General features: G+C 61.5%; 4 protein-coding genes. 3 read left to right on the top strand and 1 reads right to left on the bottom strand.

Annotated elements, in window-relative coordinates; all coding sequences use genetic code 11:
- Window positions 1-552: CapA family protein (locus ENZ75_RS27530; protein WP_206617113.1), on the top strand; the 552-nt coding region annotated here is incomplete at its 5' end.
- An 83-nt stretch (window positions 553-635) separates the two neighbouring features.
- Complete coding sequence (locus tag ENZ75_RS27525) at window positions 636-1,586, top strand: DUF3137 domain-containing protein (RefSeq protein WP_164747158.1); 951 nt, start codon at window positions 636-638, stop codon at window positions 1,584-1,586.
- A 13-nt stretch (window positions 1,587-1,599) separates the two neighbouring features.
- On the opposite strand, the gene ENZ75_RS27520 is transcribed toward ENZ75_RS27525, so the two are convergent.
- On the bottom strand, window positions 1,600-2,094 hold the full coding sequence (locus ENZ75_RS27520; protein ID WP_063168829.1) for a DUF2314 domain-containing protein: 495 nt from the start codon (window positions 2,092-2,094) through the stop codon (window positions 1,600-1,602).
- Window positions 2,095-2,540: 446 nt separating this feature from the next.
- On the opposite strand from ENZ75_RS27520, the gene ENZ75_RS27515 reads away from it, so the two are divergent.
- Window positions 2,541-2,771, top strand: a 231-nt coding sequence (locus ENZ75_RS27515) for a DUF1344 domain-containing protein (RefSeq protein ID WP_128278459.1), incomplete at its 3' end; no start/stop codon positions are given.

The raw sequence follows: 2,771 nt of genomic DNA, 5'->3' as shown, positions 1-2,771 counted from the left end.
CTTGATATCGGCTTCGCCGCCTTCACGCTGTGGCGGAACGCCGATGAAAAACTGTTTGCCGGGCGCGTTTCGATGGACAGCGATCCGGCGAGCTGGCCACCCGCTGGCTTGGACCTTCTCTGCGCCGTGCCGCATTGGGACTGGGAGTTCCGACATTTTCCGCGCGACGGGACGCGAGCGCTGGCCAGGCGGCTGGCCGGGCAGGGCGCCGGGCTGATCGCGGGCCATCATGCCCATGTCGTGCAGCCGGTGGAAAAGATTGACGGGACGATCGTCGCCTATGGGCTCGGCGATTTCCTCGGTACCGCCTTTGCCCGGCAGCCATGGCCGGGCCGCATCGGCTCTATCCTCGTTGTCGATGTCAGTGCCGATGCCGGTACGCGCGGCAGGATCGCGTCTTACCGGATGCATCCCTTCATGCGCCTGCGCGCTGGCGACCACGAGCGGCTGGTGTTGATGGAGGCTTTGGAGGGCCGAATGCGTGACAGGGTCGCGGAGCGACTGAAAGCGGTCTTCCCTTCTCCACCAACCGATGAAGGCGTTCCCGCTTAACCATCTGGCGGCCCTTGCAAAACCAACTATCATGCTCCCGCAGAGGCAGGATTGCGGGGGTAGCGGTGGAATCAGCGGATTTCATGCCGAGCGAAACGGTCATCGCCGGCATCCGAAAAGACATCGAGGCCTATGAAGCGGCGAGGGCTTCGGCGGTCCGGCAGGTGCGCTGGCGGGTGCCGGTGTTCGTGGGGCTGGTGCTGGTGGCCGTGGTGCTGGTCGCCTGGCTGTTCAACAAGGTCGCCGACCCCAACGAGCAATGGGTCTCGACGCCGCATGTATTTCTCTATGTGATCGGCTTCGCGGCTTCGATCCTGCTCTATTTCCAGGCCAGGAAACCGGCGACGCGGCTGCAGCAATCGTTCCGCGAGACGCTGCTGCCGATCATATTCGGCTTCATCGCCGACATGCGCTACCAGCATGGCGTGACGCCGAATTCCTTCGACCGGTTGCCGCGCACGGCGGTTGGTCCGTTCAACCGGCAGGCGTTCGACGACATCGTGGCGGGCCGCTATGAGGGGTTTCCGTTCGAACTGTACGAGGCGCATCTGCGGGAAGGGTCGGGCAAGGGCTCCTCGACCGCCTTCCAGGGCGTCATCGTCGCTTTCGAGACCATCGCGCCGTTTCCCGGCATATTGGTGGCGACGCGGCGGACCAACGCGGTGATCAGCTTCTTTCGCGGCATATTTGCCAGCAAGCTGCAAGAGCTGTCCAGCGGCGATGCTTTGCTCGATGCCGCCTACGAGTTCCGCACCGACAATCTCGGGGCGGCACAGCCATTGGTGAGCGGCCGGCTGGCGCAGGCGCTGAAATGGCTTGGCGAAACCTGGCCGGACGACCCAGCCCGCGTCGCGCTCAACGGCAGCGATGGTTTCCTACTGTTGCCGCAGACGAAGAACTTCTTCGAGCTGCCGGATATTTCGGTGCCGCTCGACTACAGCAGGCATGTCGCGCCGATGATATCGGACATGGGCGCGATGCTGGCGACGGCGGCACTTGTGCGCAAGATCGGCGCGAAGGACGAAGCGGGTTGATCGGGCTGCGCTTTCAGCACTCGAAGCCGTATTTGTCACGCATGTAGTCCGCCTCTTCTTTCGACATTTTGTTGAACATGACGCACACGGTGAAGCTGCCGACCTGACGTCCGCCGCGTGTGTATCCCCAGTCGGAAATATCGTCCCTGGTGAATTCTATGTTCTGGCCGAGGACGACGTTGTGCACTTCCTCCGGCTGGTTTGCCAACATGCCGACAAATCCGGTTTCGGTGCGGCGGAACGGTATGACCCAGAAGTGTTCGGTGACGTTGCCGTCCCGTACCTTGACCTTCAATTTGAACCTCTCTGTGTCGGCGGGAGGCGCCTCGGACAGTGCCAGGAAGTCGTCCAGGCTGGCGAGCGCCTGCGCGGTGGCCGCTGCCATCTCTGGGTCGCCGGGAGTGAAGATAATTGTTTTGTCGTCGCCCGGATCCGTGGCTTGTGCGCCGGCCAATCCTGGAGCAAGCGCCAGCATCAGGGACATCGCAGTCCAGACTGCAAGCTTCATGGAAGGCCCCCCTTCATGTCAACGGTCGACACCATCCCGCATTCGACGTCGGTTTGCAACCGTAGCGCGAGTTTGATCAGCGTTGGCGTGGCGGTTTTTGAACTGATCCGCGAAACAAAATGTGTATCGACGATCGGTCAGCGCTCTGTTTCGTGATGCCGCCCGAGATGGATTGCGGCGGCTGCGTGGTGATCGAAAGCCGCCCGTCACAATCGGCCAAGTGACTCTTTTCGCGGACAGAAGTGCGTTCATTGGGGGAGCCGAAGCGGCCTGAAATGATCTAGGTCGCAGATAATGTGTCGGAATTAAGCCTATGATATTGTTTGCGAAAATTCACCCAATGTGATTTGCGGAGGGTGCGCTTTCCGTCCAGTTTCAGGCCGTCCGGTGCTGTCGTTTCCCAAGGCGGCGGTCCGGAAAAGTGAAACAGCACGGAGTGCTTACCAATGAAGAAGACCCTCGCAACCACCGCTGCTCTGCTCGCCTTCCTCGGCACCGCTTATGCCGCGACCGTTCAGGGCACCATTCAGGCCGTCGATCCGACGACCAAGTCGATCACCCTCGACGACGGCAAGATCTACCAGCTGTCGCCCGAAGCGACGATCGGGAAACTGAAGGTCGGCGCCAAGGTGGCGGTGACCGTCGATGACAAGACCGGCATCGTGACGTCGATCAAG

The organism is Mesorhizobium sp. M7A.F.Ca.CA.002.04.1.1, from assembly GCF_004022805.1.
In the GTDB taxonomy this organism is placed as follows: domain Bacteria; phylum Pseudomonadota; class Alphaproteobacteria; order Rhizobiales; family Rhizobiaceae; genus Mesorhizobium; species Mesorhizobium ciceri.
This window is presented reverse-complemented; position numbering and strand designations above follow the sequence as displayed.